This window comes from Zeimonas arvi (genome assembly GCF_008039575.1).
In the GTDB taxonomy this organism is placed as follows: domain Bacteria; phylum Pseudomonadota; class Gammaproteobacteria; order Burkholderiales; family Burkholderiaceae_E; genus Zeimonas; species Zeimonas arvi.
Genome location: NZ_VDUY01000004.1, coordinates 147423 through 168856 on the forward strand (window position 1 = coordinate 147423; position 21434 = coordinate 168856).

At 69.1% G+C, this 21434-nt stretch carries 15 protein-coding genes and 1 pseudogene; 6 read left to right on the forward strand and 10 right to left on the reverse strand.

The window, feature by feature from the left end; genetic code table 11:
* Positions 1-107 precede the first annotated feature (107 nt).
* Positions 108-2126, reverse strand: coding sequence for an NADPH-dependent 2,4-dienoyl-CoA reductase (locus FHP08_RS11015; RefSeq protein WP_147704510.1), 2019 nt, complete (start codon positions 2124-2126; stop codon positions 108-110).
* Positions 2127-2479: 353 nt separating this feature from the next.
* Here FHP08_RS11015 and FHP08_RS11020 point away from each other — a divergent pair, with 353 nt between their 5' ends.
* From FHP08_RS11020 to FHP08_RS11030, 3 genes and pseudogenes are all read left to right on the forward strand, one after another.
* Entirely contained in the window at positions 2480-2713 is a 234-nt protein-coding gene (locus FHP08_RS11020; protein ID WP_147704511.1) for an antitoxin, read from the forward strand.
* Positions 2714-2730: 17 nt separating this feature from the next.
* Positions 2731-3120, forward strand: coding sequence for a type II toxin-antitoxin system VapC family toxin (locus FHP08_RS11025; protein WP_147704512.1), 390 nt, complete (start codon positions 2731-2733; stop codon positions 3118-3120).
* A gap of 102 nt (positions 3121-3222) precedes the next feature.
* Positions 3223-4116 (forward strand): annotated as a pseudogene (locus FHP08_RS11030) (DEAD/DEAH box helicase family protein); the annotation flags it as partial.
* Here the strand turns inward: FHP08_RS11030 and FHP08_RS18815 are convergent.
* The 4 genes from FHP08_RS18815 to glmU all read right to left on the reverse strand — a co-directional run bounded on the left by FHP08_RS18815 (position 4052) and on the right by glmU (position 9685).
* Positions 4052-4363: a helix-turn-helix domain-containing protein gene (locus FHP08_RS18815; protein WP_147704786.1), complete on the reverse strand. Its 312-nt coding sequence runs from the start codon at positions 4361-4363 to the stop codon at positions 4052-4054. The pseudogene FHP08_RS11030 and the gene FHP08_RS18815 sit on opposite strands and share 65 nt — an antisense overlap.
* A gap of 192 nt (positions 4364-4555) precedes the next feature.
* A complete protein-coding gene (locus tag FHP08_RS11040) occupies positions 4556-5896 on the reverse strand; it encodes a serine hydrolase domain-containing protein (RefSeq protein ID WP_147704513.1) in 1341 nt (446 codons plus the stop codon).
* Between the two features lie 515 nt (positions 5897-6411).
* Positions 6412-8265: a glutamine--fructose-6-phosphate transaminase (isomerizing) gene (gene glmS / locus FHP08_RS11045; RefSeq protein ID WP_147704514.1), complete on the reverse strand. Its 1854-nt coding sequence runs from the start codon at positions 8263-8265 to the stop codon at positions 6412-6414.
* 40 nt (positions 8266-8305) lie between these two features.
* Complete coding sequence (glmU, locus tag FHP08_RS11050; RefSeq protein WP_147704515.1) at positions 8306-9685, reverse strand: bifunctional UDP-N-acetylglucosamine diphosphorylase/glucosamine-1-phosphate N-acetyltransferase GlmU; 1380 nt, start codon at positions 9683-9685, stop codon at positions 8306-8308.
* Positions 9686-9766: 81 nt separating this feature from the next.
* Here glmU and FHP08_RS11055 point away from each other — a divergent pair, with 81 nt between their 5' ends.
* Entirely contained in the window at positions 9767-10609 is an 843-nt protein-coding gene (locus FHP08_RS11055; RefSeq protein ID WP_147704516.1) for a DUF6279 family lipoprotein, read from the forward strand.
* Here the strand turns inward: FHP08_RS11055 and FHP08_RS11060 are convergent.
* From FHP08_RS11060 to FHP08_RS11070, 3 genes are all read right to left on the reverse strand, one after another.
* Entirely contained in the window at positions 10579-12006 is a 1428-nt protein-coding gene (locus FHP08_RS11060; RefSeq protein WP_147704517.1) for a sodium:solute symporter family protein, read from the reverse strand. The two genes, FHP08_RS11055 and FHP08_RS11060, sit on opposite strands and share 31 nt — an antisense overlap.
* 88 nt (positions 12007-12094) lie before the next feature.
* Positions 12095-13654: a ubiquinone biosynthesis regulatory protein kinase UbiB gene (gene ubiB, locus FHP08_RS11065; protein ID WP_147704518.1), complete on the reverse strand. Its 1560-nt coding sequence runs from the start codon at positions 13652-13654 to the stop codon at positions 12095-12097.
* 74 nt (positions 13655-13728) lie between these two features.
* Positions 13729-16014, reverse strand: coding sequence for a TonB-dependent receptor (locus tag FHP08_RS11070; RefSeq protein WP_187272261.1), 2286 nt, complete (start codon positions 16012-16014; stop codon positions 13729-13731).
* Positions 16015-16312: 298 nt separating this feature from the next.
* On the opposite strand from FHP08_RS11070, the gene FHP08_RS11075 reads away from it, so the two are divergent.
* Positions 16313-18025 (forward strand): nitrite reductase, encoded by a 1713-nt coding sequence (locus tag FHP08_RS11075; protein WP_222707882.1) that lies wholly within the window; start codon positions 16313-16315, stop codon positions 18023-18025.
* Positions 18026-18185: 160 nt separating this feature from the next.
* Positions 18186-19232, forward strand: a complete 1047-nt coding sequence (locus tag FHP08_RS11080; protein WP_147704521.1) for a PQQ-binding-like beta-propeller repeat protein — start codon at positions 18186-18188, stop codon at positions 19230-19232.
* Positions 19233-19280: 48 nt separating this feature from the next.
* Here FHP08_RS11080 and FHP08_RS11085 read toward each other — a convergent pair whose 3' ends face one another.
* On the reverse strand, positions 19281-19670 hold the full coding sequence (locus FHP08_RS11085) for a SirB2 family protein (RefSeq protein ID WP_147704522.1): 390 nt from the start codon (positions 19668-19670) through the stop codon (positions 19281-19283).
* Positions 19671-19718: 48 nt separating this feature from the next.
* Complete coding sequence (locus FHP08_RS11090) at positions 19719-21326, reverse strand: MFS transporter (RefSeq protein ID WP_225879111.1); 1608 nt, start codon at positions 21324-21326, stop codon at positions 19719-19721.
* Between the last annotated feature and the right edge of the window lie 108 nt (positions 21327-21434).

A 21434-nucleotide genomic window follows, 5' to 3' on the forward strand; every position in this document is an offset into this window, starting at 1 on the left:
TTGATGCGCCATGTTGGCATCCGGTCCGCCAGATCTAAAACACTGTTCCGATATACGAAACTGACTTTCGGTGGTGCGGGTGCGGAGGTGTCAGGCCGTCTGGTTTCTCAGAGCGAAACCGCCAGCCGCACAGCCTGGTCGATCGCCCGGTACGCATCGAGTTCGGCCGCCTCGTCCGCCCCGCCGATCAGGTGCACGAGCATTCCGCGCTGCGCGAGCGCGTCGTGCAGCGAGCGCTCGGGCTCCTGCCCGGCGCACACGATCACGTTGTCGACGTCGAGCAGGCGCCGCTCGCCATCCACCGAGTAGTGCAGGCCGCGATCGTCGATGAGCTCGTAGCGGGCGCCGGCGATCATCTCGACCTCGGCCCGCCGCAGCTTCGCCTTCAGGATCCAGCCGGTGGATTTGCCCAGGGCCTTGCCGAGCGAGCCGGGCTTGCGCTGGAGCATGTGCACGCGGCGGCGAGGCCGGTGTGGGCTCGGCGGGGCGAGCCCGCCGGGGCTGGCGATCGCGGCGTCCACGCCCCAGGCCTTGCGGAAGGCATCCGGGCTCGTGGATTCTTCCGGATCGCCGACCAGGAACTCGGCCACGTCGAAACCGATGCCGCCCGCGCCGATGATGGCCACCCGCTCGCCGACTTCGGCGCGGCCGGACAGCACCTCGGTGTAGCCGAGCACCTTGGGGTGGTCGATGCCGGGGATATCGGGCCGGCGAGGCAGCACGCCGGTGGCGAGCACCACGGTGTCGAAGCCGCCGCCTGCAAGCGCGTCGACGCTCGCCCGGGTGCCGGTCCGCACCTCGACGCCTGCCCGCTGCAGCGACACCGCGAAGTAGCGCAGCAGCTCATCGAACTCGCTCTTGCCCGGCACGCGACAGGCCAGGTTCAACAGGCCGCCGATCTCGGGCGCGGCCTCGAAAAGCGTGACGCGGTGGCCGCGGCGGGCCGCGTCGATTGCGAAACTCATGCCGGCCGGCCCGGCGCCCACGACGGCGAAGCGGCGCGGCGAGGGCGAGCGCCTGTCCATGAACTCGATCTCGCGCCCCGCCCGCGGGTTCACCAGACAGGTGGCCACGCGCTCGGTGAATATGTGGTCCAGGCAGGCCTGGTTGCAGGCGATGCAGGGGGCGATCTCGTCGACGCGCCCCTGCCGGGTCTTGAGCGCGAACTCGGGGTCGGCGAGCAGCGGTCGCGCCATCGACACCAGGTCGGCGGCGCCGGAGGCGATCAGCGCCTCGGCCACCTCGGGCGTGTTGATCCGGTTCGACGCCATCACCGGGATCGACACGGCCTGCTTCACGTTGCGCACCGCGGCGGCCCAGGCCGCGCGCGGCACGGAGGCCGCGATGGTCGGCACCGCCGACTCGTGCCAGCCGACGCCCACGTTGATCATGTCCGCGCCTGCCTGCTCGATGCGGCGGGCGAATTCGGCGATCTCGGCGGCGGCCATGCCGCCTTCCATCAGGTCGATCGACGATATCCGGTACACGAGCATGAAGTCCGGCCGCACGCGCGCGCGCACCGCCTTCACGATCTCCAGCGGAAAGCGGATGCGCCGATCGAAGGAGCCGCCGAACTCGTCGTCGCGCTGGTTGGTGATCGCCGCGGTGAACTCGTTGATCAGGTAGCCCTCGGAGCCCATGATCTCCACGCCGGCGTAGCCCGCCTCGGCCGCCAGCGCGGCGGTGTTCGCGTAGCTCTCGATGGTGGCCCAGACCTCGTTGGTGGCGAGCGCCCGCGGCGCGTAGGCGTTGATCCGCGCCTTGGCCGGCGAGGGCGCCACGCACTCCGGCACCCGGGCGTAGCGCCCCGCGTGCAGGATCTGCAGCACGATGCGGCCGCCCGCCTCGCGCACCGCCGAGGTGATCGGCAGGTGATCGGCCAGCTGCTCGCGGCTGTTCAGCACGAGGCCGCCCTCGTCCATCACCCCTTCGGGCACCGGCGCGTAGCCGCCGGTGAGGATCATCGCGATCTCGCCGCGTGCGCGCGTGGCGTAGAAGGCGGCCAGCCGCTCGATCGGCCGGTCCATCGTCTCCAGGCGCGTGTGCATCGCGCCCATCACCATGCGGTTCGGCAGGGTGGTGGCGCCGATTCGGATGGGAGAGAGGAGGTTGGGGTAGGGGGTCATGTTCGAATGCCTGGAGGACTGAAGAAGGCCCTGCAAATGCCTGCGATCGTAGACATGAACAAACGAAGCCCCCGATCAATTCCGCGGGACACCTCGGACTGGTCATTCGGGCTGTATCCAAGAGTACCCGTGTTCGCCAGGACCACCCGGCGAGCGCGGTCGAAGGCTCCACATCGAAGGGTTCGCGCGAGCCCCCCGAGCGCGCCTCATGAGGCGACAGCGCACCTGAGTGCCCTGCGAGCAGATCGGCACGTATCGTCTCGCCGTGACCAACGATCGACAGCGCGGTCTTGCGCTGTCGCTCGGCTTGGCATATGCTTTGACATATGCCTTGGTTCTCACCGGAGGTCCCTGTGACCGAACGCCACGCTTCGCTGTTCCGTAACGGCCGCAACCAGGCCGTTCGCATCCCACGCGAGTTCGAGATGGAGGGCTCCGAGGTGCTGATCCGCCAGGAAGGCGACAGCCTGATCCTGACGCCCATCCGCCGGAACCGGCTCAGGGATCTCCTGGCCTCGTGGGAGCCGCTGGACGATGCCCTCCCGGAGGTGGAAGACCTGCCCCCGCAAGCTCGGGACGACCTGTGATGCCCCGGGCACCCAGGATGCTGGACACCAGTGCGCTCTCGGAACTCATCCGAAATCCCCATGGCGCCCTGGCGCGGCAGGTGGCCGACCTCGACCCCGACGACGTGTGCACCAGCATCGTCGCGGCCTGCGAGTTGCGCTTCGGCGCGCGCCGGAAAGGCTCGGTAACGCTGACGCAACGCGTGGAGCAACTGCTGGAAGCGCTCACGGTGCTTCCGCTGGACGCCCCCGCGGACGAACACTACGCCGACATCCGCGCCGAGCTCGAACGCAACGGCACGCCCATCGGCAGCCACGACCTCTTCGTCGCTGCCCATGCCCGTTCCCGCGGCATGACGCTGCTGACCCGCAACCTGCGCGAGTTCCGGCGCGTACCCGGCTTGGCGGTGGAGGACTGGCCGGCGTAACCGACCTGATGCGCCGTGCGTCGCCCGGGAGGTGGTGCTGATCCGCCTATCCTGCGACAGTAGCGCCCGCGAGCCCTCCGCAAGGCTCGCCTCCCCAGGAGCATGAACAAGAAGACTCTGTCCGAAAGCGACATCTGCGACAAGTTCATCCGCCCGGCCATCGAGGCTGCCGGCTGGGACGGCATGTCGCAGATCTACCGCGAGTACCCGCTGCGGGCGGGCCGGGTGGTGGTGCGCGGGCGCAGGGCGCGCCGGGATGCTTCCACGGTGCTGCGGGCGGACTACGCGCTGTTCTGGAAGACCAACATCCCGCTGGCGGTGGTGGAGGCCAAGGACAACGGCCACGCGGTGGGCGCCGGCATGGCGCAGGCGATCAACTACGCGCAGTCGCTCGACGTGCCCTTCGGCTTCTCGAGCAACGGCGACGGCTTCGTGTTTCGCGATGCCACGCTGGGCGGTGGCGTGCTCGAGCGCAACATCGCGTTGCACGAGTTCCCGTCGCCGGCCGAGCTGTGGAACCGGCTGTGCGCCTGGAAGGGCTGGACGGCCGAGGTGCGGCAGGTCACCGAGTCGGACTACGCGCCCAGCAAGTCGCCGCGCTACTACCAGCTCAATGCGATCAACCGCACGGTGGAGGCGATCGCGCGCGGGCAGAACCGGGTGCTGCTGGTCATGGCGACTGGCATCGGCAAGACCTACACCGCCTTCCAGATCATCTGGCGCCTGTGGAAGAGCGGCGCGAAGAAACGCCTCCTGTACCTGGCCGACCGGAACATCCTGATCGACCAGACCATGGTCAACGACTTCCGGCCCTTGAAGGGCGCAATGGCCAAGCTGAGCCCGCACGCCAGGCGAATCGAGGTGGTCGACGCGCAGGGCAAGGCCAGCGTCGAGGAGGTGGACACGGCGATCCACAAGACCACCAAGCAGGTCAACAAGAGCTACGAGATCTACCTGTCGCCGTGCCGGGCGGCGAGCCGCGATAGCCCCTCACGGGAGGGCACGCGGCTGACCGTGCTCGCCGATACGCTGACGCTGACCGCAATCCGCGCCTGCGTGAGCGGACGTCGGCCAGTGCCGGTTCGCCTCCGGCGCGGTGGCGGCCCAGCCATCTGCGCGCAGTGGGCTCGCTGGCGCCGGTAGCGGCTGCCACTGCAGCCGCTGTCAGACGCTTCTCTGTCATCTGGCGAGCCATTCCGAGTCGATGAGCGAAGGTGAGTCGGGCATTGCTGTCCGGATTCATTCGGACGGGTTACTCGAGGCAACCGGGGGTTTGGCGATTTCCAGTTTCTGAAGCCTGGTTCGAATAGACCTCCTTCACGGCCGAAACAACCTTTGGAGCATCTACAGTCAGCGGTTCGGCGCGTTGCCGGAAACGCTGTGGTCCCTGGCTCCGTGATTCGCGACCGTCCGGAAGATGCTTCGCCTCCCCTGTTCAGTGTTGCCGCATCAGATACTCCGCCACGGCCTGGTAAGCCGGCAGTGATGTCGGGTCAATGAGCCCATTCTGGGCTCGCGGGAACGAGGCCAGACGGACCAGCACCATCTGAGCCTTGGGATCGACGTAAATCGTCTGCCCGTGGACACCGCGCGCGGCATAGGCGCCGTGCTCGTTGTGGAAGACCCACCACTGGCTCGTGTAGCTGCCGTTCGGGATCGTCGGGAAGCCGCTGAACTTCGATCGGTCGTCGCCCGCCCGGATCTTCTCGACGACCGCGGCTGGGAACAGCCGCTTGCCGTTGATCTCGCCGCCGTTGAGCATCAGGAGACCCAGTCGCCCGAGATCGCGCAGGCCCGCGGTCACGCCACCGCCGGCGAACGGAACGCCCTTGCCATCCACGGTCTGGTAAGCATCCTGCTCGGCGCCCATGGGCCGCCAGAGTCTCTCGGACGCGAGTTCGGTCACGGCCTTGCCCGTGACGCGACTGATGATCCATCCGAGCATGTCGGAATTGATCGTCTTGTAGTGGAACGCATCACCATGTCTGCCCGCGGGCCGGACCTGCTGGAGGTATGCCCAGTAGCCGTCGGGGCCGGTGTAGCCCTCGGCCTTCGGCAGGGGGCTGGCTGCGCGGGAATAGAGCCAGATGTCGGCGTTCGGGTCCGAATAGTCCTCCGAATACTTCAAACCCGTGGTCATGTCCATGACTTGCCGCACCGTGGCGGTGGCAAAGGCGCCATCGCCAATCTCGGGAATCAGGTCGCGCACTCGCAGGGTGTCGTCCAGTGCGCCCTCGGCCACGAGAATCTGCGCCAGCAGCCCGGTGATCGACTTCGTCATCGACATGATGGCGTGCTTGCCGTCTTCCTGCAGGCAACCTAAGTAGCGCTCGTAGACGACACGCCCCTTGTGGAGGATCAGCATCCCGTCGGTGTAGTTGGCGAAGAGCGATTCCTCCCAGGTCATCGCCTTGCCCCCGGTCATCGGCATGAAGGTGAGCGTGTCAATCTCGCGTGCCGTGGTCGCGAAGGCGGCGTGCGGAAGGTAGTCGAGCGGAACCGGTGCGCCGGTCCCCCGGCTGATTTCCTCGGTCGGAAGGAACTCGCGCAAGTGGCAGACTGACCAGCGCAGCTTGGGAAAGCTGAAGTAGTCGGCGTCTGGTTGCATGATCAGCTTGTCAGGTGGCGGCGGAAAGCCCTGCATCCAGCCCATGATCCGCGGATCGGAGTCCTGTGCGGACAGCGGGGCCGACTGCGCTGCCACGGACGTCGCCGTCCCGAAGGCGATGACGCCCAGCGCCCAGAGCGTGGCAAGTCTTGAAGTTGAAGACGACATGGGAGAAAGCTCCGGCCCAGTTCGGGGCATTGCTGGCGGGCAGGTTCCAGCTCCCCGTACGGGGGAAGGAAGCCTCAACCCCGGCCGCCCGGTCCCATTGCGATCGACCATAGGGCTGACTTCGAGAAACTGATCATCGGACATGCGGACCGCGGCTCTTGACCGAGGCCGTGCTCATGGATGTCATCGAGCGCCTGCACCGAATAGTGCTCAGCTTGACATACGACGGCCCCCGTTCGCCGACCTCTTGACTGCGGCCGAAAAGCTCCGGGAGCAGGGGGAACTCTGGGGCCGCCAAGATCGCAAGGCTCGCCATCATCATCGACGGACTACGTCAAGAGTCGATGGGCCAGATTACGACGATCAACCTCGCGCAAAGAGCGCGCCGGTCATTTGACCGTCAGGCAAACCTGTGGCGCACGCGGTTTGTGGCTCCGGCCGGGCCTCCGGCCCTTAACTTGCCTCCGGCAAGTTAGCCTTCGCCGCAAGCCAAGAAACCTGGCGCCAACCTCATCTCACTCTACGGTGACGGATTTCGCCAGGTTTCTTGGCTTGTCCACATCCGTCCCCCTCGCCAGCGCCGCGTGATACGCCAGCAACTGCAGCGGCACCACGTGAAGAATCGGCGACAGCGGCCCCGCATGGTCGATCAGGTTGATCACGTTCAGCCCGTCAGCCGGCTCGATGTGGGTATCCCGGTCGGCGAACACGAAGAGCTCGCCGCCGCGGGCGCGCACTTCCTGAAGATTGGACTTCAGCTTCTCGATCAGGGCGTCGTTGGGGGCCACGACCACCACCGGCATCTCGCGGTCGACCAGGGCCAGGGGGCCGTGCTTGAGCTCGCCGGCGGCGTAGGCCTCGGCGTGGATGTAGGTGATCTCCTTCAACTTCAGCGCGCCTTCCTGGGCGATGGGGAAGTGCACGCCGCGGCCCAGGAACAGCGCGTGCTGCTTGACCGCGAAGCGGCGAGCCCAGTGGCGCACCGCGGGCTCGCACTCCAGCACGCGGTTCAGCGCGGCGGGCAGGTGGCGCAGCTGCTCGATCAGTTCCTTCTCGCGCGCGGGCGCGAGGCGGTTGCGCTGCTTGGCCAGCACCAGCGTCAGCACGAAGAGCGAGGCCAGTTGCGTGGTGAAGGCCTTGGTCGAGGCCACGCCGATCTCGGGGCCGGCGCGGGTCAGGAAGCGCAGCTTCGATTGCCGGATCAGCGCGCTCTCGGGCACGTTGCAGATGGTCAGCGTGTCGCGCAGACCCAGGCCTTGCGCGTACTGCAGTGCTGCGATCGTGTCGGCGGTTTCGCCGGACTGCGAGATCGTGAGCACCAGGGTGCCGGGCAGGGCCACCGATTCGCGGTAACGGTATTCGCTGGCGATCTCCACGCTGGTCGGGATGCCGGCGATGCTTTCCAGCCAGTACTTGGCCACCGAGCCGGCGTGCCAGCTGGTGCCGCAGGCCAGGATCAGGATCTGCCTGGTGCGGGCGAAGATCGCTTCGGCATCGGCGCCGAACAGGCCCGAGGACAGCGACGAGGCGTTGGCGACCATCTCGAGCGTGTTGGCCAGCGCGCCCGGCTGCTCGAAGATCTCCTTCTGCATGAAGTGGTCGTAGTTGCCCAGCTCGATCGCGTCGGCCGACAGCTGGCTCTCCACGATCGGGCGCTCGGCGGGATTGCCCTCGGCGTCCACGATCGAATAGCCGTCGAGACGGATCTCGACCACGTCGCCTTCTTCCAGGTAGGCCACGTACCTGGTCACCTGCAGCAGCGCCGAGGTGTCCGAGGCCAGGAAGTTCTCGCCCTGGCCCGAGCCCGCGTTGCCCACGCCCAGCAGCAGCGGGGAGCCGCGCCGCGAGCCCACCACGGTGTTGGGCTCGGTCTTGCTGATCGCGGCAATCGCGTAGGCGCCATGCAGCTCGCGCACCGCCTGCTGGACCGCCTGCATCAGCGTCTTGCCGCTTGCCACCAGGCTGTGCACCAGGTGGGCGATGACCTCGGTGTCGGTGTCGCTCTGGAACGCGTAGCCCTGGGCCTTGAGCCGCGCGCGCAGCACCTCGTGGTTCTCGATGATGCCGTTGTGCACCACCGAGACCTCGATGCCCTCGCCGTTCGAGATGTGCGGGTGGGCGTTGTTCTCGGTCACGCCGCCGTGGGTGGCCCAGCGGGTGTGGGCGATGCCGGTGGGGGCGTCGGCGCGCGCTTCCTTGGCGCGGTGCTCGAGCTCGGCCACGCGGCCCACCGCGCGCACGCGCGACATCTGGCCGTTCATGATCGCGATGCCGGCCGAGTCGTAGCCGCGGTACTCGAGCTTGCGCAGGCCCTCGATCAGGATCGGTACGACGTTGCGCTGGGCCACTGCCCCGACGATTCCACACATGTTGCCGATTCCTCGTTGGCCTTGCTCAGGCCGGTGTTGGTTACTTGGCCGCTTTCGCGGCCTTCTGCGGACGTTTCCAGCTTTCCACGGTGAGCTGCTTCGCGCGCGACACGGTGAGCCGGTCGGGCGGCGCGTCGCGGGTCAGCGTGGTGCCGGCGCCCAGCGTGGCGCCGCGGCCCACGGTCACCGGAGCGACCAGCTGGCTGTCGCTGCCGATGAAGGCGTCGTCCTCGATCACGGTGCGATGCTTGTTCACGCCGTCGTAGTTGCAGGTGATGGTGCCCGCGCCGATGTTCACCCGCTGGCCCACGGTGGCGTCGCCCACGTAGGCCAGGTGGTTGGCCTTCGAGCCCGCCGCCATCTTCGTGTTCTTCATCTCCACGAAGTTGCCAACGTGGGTGTCGGCGCCCAGCTCGGTGCCCGGGCGCAGCCGCGCGTAGGGGCCGATGCGCGCGCCGGCGCCCACCGAGGCGTCCTCGATGTGGGTGAAGGGCAGGATCTGCGCGCCGGCATCGATGCGGGCGTTGCGGATCACGCAGTTGGCGCCCACCTGCACGCCGTCGGCCAGCGACACCTCGCCCTCGAACACGCAGTTCACGTCGATGGCCACGTCGCGCCCGCAGGCGAGCGTGCCGCGCACGTCGAGCCGCGCCGGGTCGGCCAGGGTCACGCCCTCGTCGAGCAGGCGCTCGGCCACGTTGCGCTGGTGCACGCGCTCGAGCTCGGCGAGCTGCAGCTTGCTGTTCACGCCCAGCGTTTCCCAGGCCGCGGCCGGCTGGGCGGACGCCACCGCCACGCCGTCGCGCACCGCCATCGCCACGATGTCGGTCAGGTAGTACTCCTTCTGCGCGTTGTCGTCGGACAGGCCGGCCAGCCAGCGCGCGAGCGCGGCGGTGGGCGCGACCATGATCCCGGTGTTGACCTCGCGGATGTCGCGGGTGGGCGCGTCGGCGTCCTTGTGCTCCACGATCCGCACGATCCGGCCTTCGTGCCGCACGATGCGTCCGTAGCCGGTGGGGTCGTCGAGGTTCACCGTGAGCAGGGCCAGCCTGTCAGGGCCGGCGGCCTCGATCAGACGCACCAGGGTGTCGCGGGTGGTGAGCGGCACGTCGCCGTAGAGCACCAGCGTGGGCACCGTGGGGTCCAGCAGCGGGGCGGCCTGCATCACCGCGTGGCCGGTGCCCAGTTGCGGGCTTTGCAGCGCCCAGCCGATGTCGTTGCCCGGCAGCGCGGCGTCGACGGCCTCACGTACCGTGTCGCCGCCGTGGCCGTGCACGACGATCAGGCGCTGCGGCGACAGGCTGCGGGCACAATCGATGACATGGCGCAGCAGGGGCTTGCCGGCCAGGGGATGCAGCACCTTGGGGAGGTCGGAGCGCATCCGCTTGCCCTGGCCTGCGGCAAGGATGACGATATTCATTTTTTCCTTTTTAATCAGAAGCTTGCGGCTTCTTCGAGGAAGTTTGTCGAAAATCTTAACATGCGGTCCCGACTCCTATCGGTGACGCTTGTCACCGTCCTGGTCCTGCTGCTGGGCGCCTGCTCGTCGGTGCGGTTCGGCTACGCCTCGCTGCCCTCGGTCCTTGCCTGGCGGATCGACCGCGACCTGGCCCTGGACGGCGCCCAGCGCGCCCTGGTCGGCGAGCATCTCGACGCGCTGGCCAGCTGGCACCGGGCCAGCCAGCTGCCCCGGTACGCCGCCTTCCTGTCCGGCATCGCCGCCGCGCCGGCGCCGGTGTCGGGGGCCACGGTCGCCGGCTGGCGGAGCCGCGCGCTGGAAGACGCCTGGCGCCCGATCGCCGAGAAGGCCGCGTTGCCGGTGGCCGCGCTGGCCCTGACCCTGCGTCCGGAGCAGCTCGATCGCCTGGCGCGGCGCTTTGCCGAGCGCAACGAGGAATTGAAGCGCGAGTGGGGGCTGGTCGACCCCTCGGCACTGATCGACGCCCGTGTCGAGCGCTTCCGCGGCCGCGCCGAGTTCTTCCTGGGCGAGCTGCAGAAACCGCAGCTCGACACGCTGCGCGCGCTGGCCGCCGCGCACCCGCCCTACGAGGCCGACTGGATGGCCGAGCGCGAGGCCCGGCAGCGCCAGGCGATCGCGGTGCTGGGCGCCATCGCCCGGGAGCAGCCGCCGATCGAGGTGGCCGAGGCGCGCGTGCGCGACTGGCTGCTGGCGGTGTGGAAGGTGGACGATCCGGCCCGGGCGGCCCGGCTGGCCGAGGCCGGCGCGGCCACCGACCGGCTCTCGGCCGCCCTGCTGGCCTCTGCCGCGCCGCTGCAGCGCGAGGCGATGACTCGCCGGCTGCGCGGCTGGGTTCAGGACCTGGAGGCGATGGCGGCGCGCTGATCGGCCGGCGCGCTCAGGCTGCCGAAGACCATGCCGATCGCGCTGGCCAGCAGGCCGATCAGCTGCGGCTCCACCGGCTCGTCGATGCCCAGCACCTCGAGCACGAGCCAGGTGCCCAGGCCCAGCACCACCGCCCAGAGCGCGCCGAAGCTGTTCGCGCGCTTCCAGAACAGGCCGGCGACCAGCGGCACGAAGGCGCCGGCCAGCGTGATCCGGTAGGCGTTCTCGACCATCGTGTGGATCGTGGCGTCGGTGGCCACCGCGTAGGAGGTCACCATGGTGGTGAAGCCGACCACGGTGAATCGGGTGGTCCACAGGAACTGCTGGTCGGTGAGTCGCGGGAAGTAGGGCTTGATCACGTTCTCGGCGAAGGTGACCGAAGGCGCCAGCAGCGTGCCCGAGGCGGTGCTCATGATCACCGACAGCAGCGCGCCGAAGAACACGACCTGCAGCCAGAAGGGCATGTGGTTCAGGATCAGCGTGGGCAGGATCAACTGGGTGTCGACCTCCTTGAGCTTCTCGACCATCCCGTGGTCGATCAGGTTGGCCGAGTAGGCCAGGAACAGCGGCACCGCGGCAAAGAAGAAGTAGGAGATCCCGCCCAGCGTGGTGCCCCAGACGGCCACGGTCTCGTTCTTCGACGAGTTGACGCGCTGGAAGACGTCCTGCTGCGGGATCGAGCCCAGCGCCATGGTGAACAGCGCGGCGACCCAGCCCAGCATGTCGATCGGGTCCAGCGTGGGCAGGAAGGCGAACTTGCCCTCGGCGTGGGCCTTGGCGATCACGGTGGCCACGCCGCCGGCCTGCTCGGCAGCGTTGGCCGAGACCAGCAGCAGGCCGATCACGATCACGATCATCTGCACGAAGGTGGTCATGGCCACCGACCACATGCCGCCGAACAGCGTGTAGACCAGCACCACGCCGGCGCCGACCAACATGCCCTGGTTCATCGAGATCGTGTCTTCGGACAGCACGTTGAAGACCAGCCCCAGCGCGGTCACCTGGGCGGCCACCCAGCCCAGGTAGGAGATCACGATGCACAGCGACAGCACCAGCTCGATCGAGCGGTTGTAGCGCACCCGGAAGAAGTCGCCCAGCGTGAGCAGGTTCATCCGGTACAGCGGCCGGGCGAAGATCAGCCCGAACAGCACCAGGCACAGCGAGGCGCCCAGCGGGTCCGAGATCAGGCCGCGAAAGCCCTCTTCCAGGAAGGTGGCCGAGATCCCCAGCACCGTCTCGGCGCCGAACCAGGTGGCGAAGACCATGGCCAGCACCACCGGCATCGGCAGGTTGCGGCCGGCGGTGATGTAGTCGCGGGTGTTGTGCACGCGGGTCGCGGCGAAGAGTCCGATGGCGACCGACAGCACCAGGTAGGCGATGACCAGCTGCAACAGCATGAACGTGCTCCCCCGGGTTCGGGAAGGTGGGCGGAAGACGACTCGGAAATGCCGCCGGCGCCGGACTGGCGCCGCGGGCGGCGCGCGATTATAGAACCGTCAGCCAGATCAGTGCGCCGAATCCCGCAAGGGTGAGCGCCATGAAGCCCGCCAGCCAGCGCCGCGTGCGTCGTTGCTCGGCCACCAGCCTGACGAGCAGCTCCCGGACGGCCGGATCGGCTTGCGGCCGGGCCTGTCGCGCCAGCGCGTCGTGGGCCAGCCGGGGCAGCTCGGGGAGTAGCCGCGCCCACTGCCGGGACTCCAGCTTCATCCGGTCCACCAGGCCTTCCAGGCCGATCTGCTCGCGCATCCAGCGCTCCAGGATGGGCTTGGCGGTGACCCAGAGGTCCAGGTCGGGGTCGAGCTGCCGGCCCAGCCCCTCGATGTTCAGCAAGGTCTTCTGCAGCAGCACCAGCTGCGGCTGGATCTCCACGTTGAAGCGCCGCGAGGCCTGGAACAGGCGCATCAGCACCAGGCCCAGCGAGATCTCCTTGAGCGGCCGGTCGAACACCGGCTCGCAGCAGGCCCGCACCGCGCCTTCGAGCTCCTCGACGCGGGTGGTCGCCGGCACCCACCCCGATTCCACGTGCAGCTCGGCCACCCGGCGGTAGTCGCGCCGGAAGAAGGCCAGGAAGTTCTGGGCCAGGTAGTTCTTGTCGAAGTCCGACAGCGTGCCCACGATGCCGAAGTCCAGCGCGATGTAGCGGTTGAAGTCCGGCCCCGCGTCGCCCACCAGGATGTTGCCCGGGTGCATGTCGGCGTGGAAGAAGCCGTGCCGGAACACCTGGGTGAAGAAGATCTCCACGCCGTCGCGCGAGAGCCTCTTCAGGTCGATGCCGGCCGCGCGCATCCGCTCGACCTGGCCGATCGGGATGCCGCGCATCCGCTCCATGGTGAGGACTTCGGTCGAGCACCAGTCCCAGAACATCTCGGGCACCCGCAGCAGCGGCGACCCCTCGAAATTGCGCCGCAGCTGGGTGGCGTTGGCCGCCTCGCGGATCAGGTCGAGCTCGTCGTGCAGGTACTTGTCGAACTCGTCGATCACGTCGAGCGGGCGCAGCCGGCGGGCGTCGGCCGACACCTTGACCAGCAGCGTGCCGGCGGTGCGCAGCAGTTCCAGGTCGCGCTCGATCACCGGCGCCATGTTGGGCCGCAGCACCTTGACCGCGACCTCGCGGCCGTCCTTCAGCCGGGCGAAGTGGACCTGCGCGATCGAGGCCGAGGCCACCGGCTTGCGGTCGAAGTCGTCGAAGAGCGCGTCGATCGGCTTGCCCAGTCCCTTCTCGATGGCCTTGACCGCCAGCTCGCCGGGGAAGGGCGGCACCCGATCCTGAAGCAGCGCGAGCTCGTCGGCGATGTCCGGCGGCAGCAGGTCGCGGCGGGTGGACAGCACCTGGCCGAACTTGACGAAGATCGGCCCCAGGCTCTCGAGCGCCTCGCGCAGGCGCTGGCCGCGCGGCGCCTGCAGCTTGCGGCCCAGGTGGAGCAGCCGCACCGCCCGCAGCAGCCACGGCGAGCGGAACGTAGCCGCCGCCCCGGAGGCGGCGATTTCGTCCAGGCCGTGACGCCAGGCGACGTAGAGGATCTTGACGAGTCGGACGATGCGCACCGGCGGATTGTAGCGACCGGCGCAAGGCTGGCCGGATTGACCTTGCGCCGGCGCGCGAGGGTCCGGCTGCGGGATCAGAAGCGCCAGGCGGCCTCGGCGAACACGGTGCGTCCCGGCTGCTTGGCGAACACGAAGTACTGGCGGTCGGTCAGGTTGTCGATGGCCAGGCTGGCGCTGAACTGGCGGCTGAAGCGATAGCCGATCCTGGCGCTGGCCACGCCGTGCCGATCGTAGGCGCCGTACATGCCCTCGGTCGTTTCCTGGTTGAGGTCGTCGCTCGAGCCGAACACGTGGCCCACGTGCCGGTAGACCAGCAGCCCGCTCCAGGGGCCGGACGCGTACTCGGCGCCCAGCGACCACAAAGTGCGTGGCACGTCGGTCAGGTTCTTGCCCACGCTGCCGGGCACCGCGTCGTTCTTCGTGACCTCGTAGCGGAAGTTGTGCGTGTACGAGCCGATCACGCGCAGGCCCTGCAGGCCGGTGGGCGCCCGGAAGCTCGCCTCGATGCCGTCCACCCGGGCCTCGCCGGTGTTCTCGGCGCGAGTCAGCGTGGGCGTGATCGAGCGGCGGTAGATCAGGTCGCGCAGCTGTTGTGCGAAGACCGTGACCGAGCCTTGGAGACCGTTGGCCAGCGCCAGGTCGAAGCCGGCGTCGAGCGCGATCACCCGCTCGGGCTCGAGGTCCGGCGAGGCGTCGTACAGGATCAGCTGGCCGGCCACCGGGCTGGGCACCGTGAAGCGCGAGTACAGGTCGAGCAGGGCCGGCGGGCGGAAGCCGGCGCCCAGCGAGGTGCGCAGCGTGAGCTCGGGCGAAGCCTGCCAGGCGAACGCCGCCTTGGGGCTCAGCCGGCTGAAGGTGTTGGCCGGGAAGGTCGCGCTGCCCGAGGCGTCGGCGATGCTGCCCGAGGTCCGGAAGCGGTCGTAGCGCGCCCCGAGGACCAGGCGGCCCTTCTCGCCCACGAAGGTCTCGGTCTGGGCGAACAGCGCGGTGTTGTCCGATTCGCCGGTGCTGCGGCCGGTCTCGGCCACCGCGGTGTCGGGGTCGCGCCAGTAGGCGAGCGACTGCGTGCTGCGATCCAGCGTGGAATGGTTGAGCGAGAAGCCCGCGGTGAAGATCGTGGACTCGCCGAGCCGGTTGCGCCAGGACACGTCGAGGTCGGTGCGATCGTTGGGCTGGTCGGTGTAGGTCCCGGGGCCCGACTCGTAGTCGGCGCCGCGGCCGGCCTGCGAGAAGCCGAAGCGATGCTCGAGCCGGCCGAGGTTCACCTTCAGCAGCGAGCCGCCCGAGAAGCGGTGCTCGACGCCCGCGAACACCCGCAGGTCGCGCTCGCCCGAAGGCGTGGGCGTGAGGAAGTCGGTCTCGGCCATCGCGATCCGCAGCGGCGTCGAGGCGTCGGCCAGGCCCACGTTGCCCGAGGACACCGGCGTGCCGGCAGGGCCGATCAGGAAGCTGCTCGGGCGCCGGTAGCCCACCTCGTACTCGCCCCAGGCCAGGCCGGCGTTCATCCTGGTGGCCGGGCCGAGCGTCCAGTCGAAGCGGGCCGAGGCATTGGTCTGCGTCCAGGGGCGCGCGCCCTTCAGGCCGACCCACCAGGCCGGCGCGCCCTCGGGCGTGCGGGTCGGGATCGCGCCGGTGACCGGGATCGCACCGGTGCCGGGCAGGGCGCGCTTGATCGCGTAGTCGCTGTCGTCGTAACCGTCGCTCTCGCGGTAGCCGAAGGCCATCGACACGCCGAGGCCGCCTTCGAATCGCTTGCGGAAGATCGCGCTGCCGGCGCGCAGCCCATTGCTGCCCAGGCCGCCGCGGATCTCGGCCAGCGGCTGGTCGGGCGAGGCCGAGATGAAGTTGATCACCCCGCCCATCGCGTTGCCGCCCCAGAGCGCCGAATAGGGGCCGCGCAGGACCTCGACGCGCTCCACGTTCTCCAGGGCGATCCCGCTCACGTTCACGCCGCCCGACAGCGCGTTGTTGATCGGCAGGCCGTCCACCATCACCAGCGTGCGCGGCGTGCGCGGGATGCCGCGCAGCGAGAGCACCGCCTGCCCCGAGCCGGGGAAGCTCGCGCCGAACGCCGCGCCCCGCACGTAGAGCCCGGGCACCTCCGCGACCGCGTCGCCGAAGCGCGCGACATTGCGCTGCTCCAGGTCCTGCCGCGAGACGACGCTGGCGCTGGCCGGCACCTCGAGCAGCGGCGTGTCGCTGCGGGTGGCGGTGACCACGACCGCGCCGAGCCCGCCGCCGGCGGCATCCGACGTCTGGGCGACAGGCGTCGGCGGCTCGGTGACCTGCTGGGCCTGCGCGGCCGACAGCAGGCAGATCGCCGCGCCTGCGGCGATCGCGCGCAGGGTCGGTTTGTGCACTGCAGTGTGGTCCCTGCCCGGTGCTCGAGGGATGGTCGAACGCGTGGCGCGGGCGGCTCGGGAAGGGGGCTCGTGGGCGCGTGCGGATTTCGTCGCTTTCGGCACGGATTCACCGTTTCGTTGTTGTCGTGGAGCAGGCGTCACTGTACTTGTCGAAAACCGGCGGCGCACTTGCGTTGAATCAAGGCGGCCGAGGCTATTGCAGCAAAGAATGGCGTCATTGATGCAGCGCAAAAGCATATTTTTCAGGGTCCGACGAACCAAGGGACCAACAAGGAGAAGCCAGATGAAGGCACGAATGAAGTGGTTGCCGGTTGCAGCAGTGGTCGCAGGCGTGTTCGCCGCGGTGCCGTCAGCGGGCTGGGCGGTCGACAAGAAAGTGACCGAGCCCGAGATCCGCTATCAGGCCGGCAGCTCGCCGCTGGTTGGCCAGGAAATGCACCAGAACATCAACCCGAAGGCCCCGCCGATGACCAAGGCGGAGTTCGACAAGGCGCGCCAGATCTACTTCGAGCGCTGCGCGGGGTGCCACGGCGTGTTGCGCAAGGGCGCCACCGGCAAGCCGCTCACGCCCGACATCACGCTCGAGCGCGGCACCGAGATCCTCAAGACCTTCATCAAGTACGGCTCGCCGGCCGGCATGCCCAATTGGGGGACCTCGGGCGACCTGACCGACGATGAGGTCGACCTGATGGCGCGCTACGTGCAACAGGAGCCGCCGACGCCGCCCGAGTTCGGGATGGCGCAAATGAAGGACACCTGGAAGGTCATCGTTCCGCCGGAGAAGCGTCCGAAGAAGAAGATGAACGACTGGGACATCAGCAACATCTTCTCGGTGACGCTGCGTGACACCGGCGAGATCGCGCTGATCGACGGCGCGTCCAAGAAGATCATCAACGTCGTCAAGACCGGTTACGCGGTGCACATCTCCCGCACCTCGGGCTCGGGCCGCTACCTGTACGTGATCGGTCGCGACGCCAAGATCAACCTGATCGACCTCTGGATGGAGACGCCCGACAACGTGGCCGAGATCCGCGTGGGTCTCGAGGCTCGCTCGGTCGAAACGTCCAAGGACAAGAAGTACCAGGACCAGCTGGCGATCGCCGGCAGCTACTGGCCGCCTCAGTACACGATCATGAAGGGCGACACGCTCGAGCCGCTCAAGATCGTGGGCACCCGCGGCATGACCGTCGGCACGCAGGAGTTCCATCCCGAGCCGCGCGTGGCGTCGATCGTCGGCGCGCACGACAAGCCCCAGTTCATCGTCAACGTCAAGGAAACCGGCAAGATCCTGCTGGTCGACTACCGTGACCTGAAGAACCTGAAGACGACCGAGATCGAGGCGGCGCGCTTCCTGCACGACGGCGGCTGGGACGCTTCCAAGCGTTACTTCCTGGTGGCCGCCAACGAGTCGAACAAGATCGCGGTGGTCGACAGCAAGGAAGACAAGCTGGCTGCCCTCGTCGACGTGGGCCGGATCCCGCACCCGGGCCGCGGCGCGAACTTCGTCGATCCGAAGCACGGCCCGGTCTGGGCGACGGGTCACCTCGGTGACGAGACCATCGCGCTGATCGGCACCGACCCGGCCAAGCATTCGAAGAACGCGTGGAAGGTCGTGCGCAGCCTGAAGGCCCAGGGCGGTGGCAACCTGTTCATCAAGACCCATCCGAAGTCGAGCAACCTCTGGGTCGACACGCCGCTGAACCCGGATCCGAAGATCGCCCAGTCGGTCGCGGTGTTCGACATCAAGAACCTCGACAAGCCCTTCCAGGTGCTTCCGATCGGCGAATGGGCCGGCGTGGGCGATGGCGCGAAGCGGATCACCCAGCCCGAGTACAACAAGGCGGGCGACGAGGTCTGGTTCTCGGTGTGGAGTGCGAAGAACCAGGAGTCCGCGATCGTGATCGTCGATGACAAGACCCGCAAGCTGAAGGCGGTGATCAAGGATCCGCGCATCGTGACGCCGACCGGCAAGTTCAACATCTACAACACGCAGCACGACGTCTACTGATCGACGGTTCGTGACACAGTCTCCTCGTGAGCTTAGGGCGGCCTCTGGCCGCCCTTTTTTCGATCTGGGCGCCCTGCGGATCGGCTGCCGTGGCGTTTCGCGCGGCGTGCTCTGCGGGGCGCTGCTTGCGTTGTCGGTCGGGGGGGCGGCGGCGGCGGCGGTGGGAGACCGGCTGCTGTCGTCGGTCGACGGCGGTCGAAGCCTCGCCCTGATCGAATGCGCGAGCGGTCGTGAGCTCGGTCGCGCCTCGCTCGATGCGCGGCTGGCCGCGCCGCCGCTGCTTTCGGGTGACCGTGCCTGGTTGCTCGGCGCCGACGGCCGCTTGCGTGTCCTGTCCGTGCCGGCGATGCGCGAGCTCGCCTCGCGCGCGGACATGCCGCTACGGGCCCGAATCGCGGTGTCGGGCGCCGAGGCCGGGCTGGTCGCGGTGGGCGGCGAGGGGCGCGATGCGCTGCGCATCCTGGACGCGGCGACGCTGGCCGACGTGCACCGCTACCGGCTCGATGCGCCGATCGTGGTGGCGGCGCTCGCCGACGTGCCGGGCCGGTCGAGCTTCCTGGTGGGGCTGGCCGAGCCGGCGGCGCCGGCCGAGGTCTGGGAGCTGGCCTACTCGCCGGACGCGCCACCGGTGCTCAAGGGCTTGGTGCACGACTACCGGATGAACGAGGCGATCCCCTTGCCGGGGCGCTTCACGCCGCGCGCGGCGCCGGTGGTGTCGCCGACCGCGCGCTTGCTGCCCGGGCCGGTGCCTTACGAATGGCTGCGCGTGGACACGGCGGGCGTGGCCTCGGTGCTGCACCTCGAGGTGCGGCGCGAGATCGCGAGGCTGCGCGAGGAGGGCGAGTGGCTCGCCGCTGCCTGGCGCGGCGAGCAGGCGCGCGGCTGGCTGCTGGGCCTGCGCGAGGGGGCGGAGATCCGGCGCCTCGAGTCCGGCTCGTGGCGCCGCGGCCCGCCCCGGTCGCTGCCGGGTCGGCTGCTGGCGATGCTGCCCTTCGGGGACATGCGGGGCGCCGTGCTCGCGCTGGCGGTCGAGGGCGGTGTGGCGCTGGCCGAGATCGACAGCGACTCGCTCGCCGTGCGGCGCGGCGAAACCATCGAGGGCGCCAACGCAGCGCTCGCCACGCTCGCCGCATCTGCCGACGGGCGCTGCATCGCCATGCTGGACCGCGACGGCCGTTGGCTGGCTGCGGTGAAACGCCGCAAGTGAAACGGCAGTGGGCGCCGCGCGCAAGGCTCGGAGCGCCCCACGCGACGCTCAGAGCGCGCCGAGCAGGGGCACCGACTTGTAGCGCGCCGCCCAGACGATCGCGCCGAACAGGGCGATCGCCGCCGCGCCGGCCGCGATCCGGGCGCCGCGGGTGCGGCCGCGCTTGAGCGCGATGGTGCCCAGCACGATGTACACGACCAGGCCGATCACCTTGAAGCCCAGCCAGCCCACCGACCAGGGCGCGATGCCCGCCTGCACCGCCAGCAGGATCGCGCTGGCCAGCAGGATCGTGTCCACGATGTGCGGCAATACTTTCGCGGCGCGCGAATGCAGGCGCGGCGATCCCGCGATCATCCAGGCGTAGCGCAGCGCGAAGCCGGCGATGCTGATCGTGGCCGCGGTGGCGTGAATGTGCTTGAGGGCGGTGTAGTCGAGCATGGGCCAATGCTAACGTGCGTTGAGCGGCGTCGGGGTATGTTCACGCGCCTAGTCGGCGTCGGCGATGCTGCGGGTGATCCGCGGCGGCTCCTCGCCGATGTGCATGGACAGCCGGCGATCGCGCAGCAACTCGTCGGAGTAGGTGAGGCGGTCGAAGTGGCGCACGTGCTCCAGCCAGGATTCGTCGATCATGTACTCGATGAAGCGGCCGGGATCCTTCACGTCGCGGAACAGCTCCCAGGACAGCGCCCCGCGGCTCAGGCGCCGGCGCCCGGTTTCCTGCATCACGCGGCGGAACTCCTCGGCGTTGGCCGGGTCGATCCGGTACTCGATCGTGGTGAGCACCGGGCCGTCGCGCGGATCGAACTCCCAGCCCGGCACCGGCGGCGTGAACTGGCGCGACGGGGTCAGGTCCTCGGCCACGGTGCCGCCGAGCTTCATGTCGCGGGTGAGCCACGCCGCCAGCACGCCCGTCACGGCGGCCAGCGTCACGCTGGTGCGCAGGTCGGTCATCGAGGCGACCTGGCCCCACACCGCCGCGCCGAGCGCGCCGCCGCCCATGATTCCCATCTGGAAGGTGGACATGCCGCGCGCGCGCACCCAGTCGGGCAGCGAGAGTTGCGCGGACACCGAGATCGTGTTGGCGACGGTCAGCCAGGCAATGCCGCTGACGACCATGGCCGGGATGGCCACCCAGAGGTTCGGCGCGTGGACGACCACGACCATCAACACGGCCAGCACCGAGCTTCCGGCGAGCACCACCCGGTCGTGCGGGTACTTGCGTCGCCAGCGCGGGATGAAGATGGCCGAGACGATCGCGCCGGCGCCCATCGCGGCCAGCAGCACCGTGAAGGTGCCGGCCGAGCCGCCCGGCATCTGCATGGCGATCAGCGGAAGCAGGGCCAGCAAGGCGGTGGACTGCGCGAAGAACAGGGAGATCCGGATGAGCGCGGCGCGCATCGGCGGCGACTTGCGAACGTACTGCACGCCGACCCGCATCGCCCCGAGAAAGCGCTCGCCCGGCAGCGAGCTGGCGGTCTTGCGCTCGCGGCGCCAGGTGAGGATGACCAGCCCGGCCACGATCGACAGCGCGGCGTTCAGCACGAAGACCCAGGCGGTGCCCGCGCCGGCGATCAGCGCCCCGGCCACCACCGGACCGATGATCCGCGAGGCGTTCATGCCCACGCCGTTGAGCGCCAGCGCCTGCGGCAGCTGGCTGCGCGGCACCAGCTCGGGTATCAGCGCCGAGTAGACCGGCCAGCGCAGCGCCAGCCCGATGCCGTTGGCGAACACGAGCAGCAGCAGCAGGGTCGGGTTGATCGCGCCGGACAGGATGGCCAGGCAGAGCAGCGTGGCCGAGCCGGCGACCCAGAACTGGGTGACCATGAAGAAGCGCCGCCGGTCGACGATGTCGGCCAGCGCGCCGCTGGGCAGGCCCAGCATGAACACCGGCAATGTGGACGCCGTCTGCACCAGCGCGACCATGACCGGCGACGTGGTCAGTGAGGTCATCAGCCACGCCGCCGCCACGTCGTTCATCCACATGCAGGTGTTGGCGACGAGCCAGACCGCCCATAGCCTGCGAAACACCGGCTCGAAGAGCGGCGCCCACGGGGAGGAGGAGGTCTTGGCGGCGGAAGGGTCGTCGGAGGTCACGGCGAACCGGTGGGTGCGGACGCAGGGGGCTCGGGTCCAGGCGGACAGGATAAGCCCAAAAGAGGCAGGAGGGCCTCGCGGCGGGCGCGGCAGCGGTGCGTGGCGTTT

Excerpts from the sequence above, each read along its gene's own strand:
- FHP08_RS11015 (WP_147704510.1), bottom strand. The coding sequence starts at position 2,126 with ATGACCCCCTACCCCAACCTCCTCTCTCCCATCCGAATCGGCGCCACC.
- FHP08_RS11025 (WP_147704512.1), top strand. The coding sequence starts at position 2,731 with ATGCTGGACACCAGTGCGCTCTCGGAACTCATCCGAAATCCCCATGGC.
- FHP08_RS18815 (WP_147704786.1), bottom strand. The coding sequence starts at position 4,363 with ATGAATCCGGACAGCAATGCCCGACTCACCTTCGCTCATCGACTCGGA.
- FHP08_RS11040 (WP_147704513.1), bottom strand. The coding sequence starts at position 5,896 with ATGTCGTCTTCAACTTCAAGACTTGCCACGCTCTGGGCGCTGGGCGTC.
- glmS (WP_147704514.1), bottom strand. The coding sequence starts at position 8,265 with ATGTGTGGAATCGTCGGGGCAGTGGCCCAGCGCAACGTCGTACCGATC.
- glmU (WP_147704515.1), bottom strand. The coding sequence starts at position 9,685 with ATGAATATCGTCATCCTTGCCGCAGGCCAGGGCAAGCGGATGCGCTCC.
- FHP08_RS11060 (WP_147704517.1), bottom strand. The coding sequence starts at position 12,006 with ATGCTGTTGCAGCTGGTCATCGCCTACCTGGTGCTGTCGGTCGCCATC.
- FHP08_RS11075 (WP_222707882.1), top strand. The coding sequence starts at position 16,313 with ATGAAGTGGTTGCCGGTTGCAGCAGTGGTCGCAGGCGTGTTCGCCGCG.
- FHP08_RS11085 (WP_147704522.1), bottom strand. The coding sequence starts at position 19,670 with ATGCTCGACTACACCGCCCTCAAGCACATTCACGCCACCGCGGCCACG.